Below are 1,166 nucleotides of genomic sequence, written 5' to 3' on the forward strand. Positions count from 1 at the left end.
CTGAGGACAAGCCCTCGGCCTATTAGTACCGGTCAACTCCACCCCTCACAGGGCTTCCATATCCGGCCTATCAACCCAGTCGTCTACTGGGAGCCTTACCCTCTCAAGGAGGTGGGAGTGCTCATCTCGAAGCAGGCTTCCCGCTTAGATGCTTTCAGCGGTTATCCCTCCCGAACGTAGCCAACCAGCCATGCCCTTGGCAGGACAACTGGCACACCAGAGGTTCGTCCGTCCCGGTCCTCTCGTACTAGGGACAGCCCTTCTCAACACTCCTACGCGCACAGCGGATAGGGACCGAACTGTCTCACGACGTTCTAAACCCAGCTCGCGTACCGCTTTAATGGGCGAACAGCCCAACCCTTGGGACCTACTCCAGCCCCAGGATGCGACGAGCCGACATCGAGGTGCCAAACCATCCCGTCGATATGGACTCTTGGGGAAGATCAGCCTGTTATCCCCGGGGTACCTTTTATCCGTTGAGCGACGGCGCTTCCACAAGCCACCGCCGGATCACTAGTCCCTACTTTCGTACCTGCTCGACCCGTCAGTCTCACAGTCAAGCTCCCTTGTGCACTTACACTCAACACCTGATTGCCAACCAGGCTGAGGGAACCTTTGGGCGCCTCCGTTACTCTTTAGGAGGCAACCGCCCCAGTTAAACTACCCACCAGACACTGTCCCTGATCCGGATCACGGACCCAGGTTAGACATCCAGCACGACCAGAGTGGTATTTCAACGGCGACTCCACCATGACTGGCGTCACGGCTTCAAAGTCTCCCACCTATCCTACACAAGCCGAACCGAACACCAATATCAAGCTATAGTAAAGGTCCCGGGGTCTTTCCGTCCTGCTGCGCGAAACGAGCATCTTTACTCGTAATGCAATTTCACCGGGCCTGTGGTTGAGACAGTCGAGAAGTCGTTACGCCATTCGTGCAGGTCGGAACTTACCCGACAAGGAATTTCGCTACCTTAGGATGGTTATAGTTACCACCGCCGTTTACTGGCGCTTAAGTTCTCAGCTTCGCCCGACCGAAATCGGACTAACCGGTCCCCTTAACGTTCCAGCACCGGGCAGGCGTCAGTCCGTATACATCGCCTTACGGCTTCGCACGGACCTGTGTTTTTAGTAAACAGTCGCTTCTCGCTGGTCTCTGCGGCCACC

The 1,166-nt window shown here is 56.3% G+C and carries 1 rRNA gene; it reads right to left on the reverse strand.

Features of this window, described 5'->3' with window-relative positions:
- Positions 1 to 2 precede the first annotated feature (2 nt).
- Positions 3 to 1,166: ribosomal RNA gene (locus IEZ12_RS37285) — 23S ribosomal RNA — on the reverse strand; the annotation flags it as partial.

This window comes from Kitasatospora griseola, assembly GCF_014648555.1.
In the GTDB taxonomy this organism is placed as follows: domain Bacteria; phylum Actinomycetota; class Actinomycetes; order Streptomycetales; family Streptomycetaceae; genus Kitasatospora; species Kitasatospora griseola.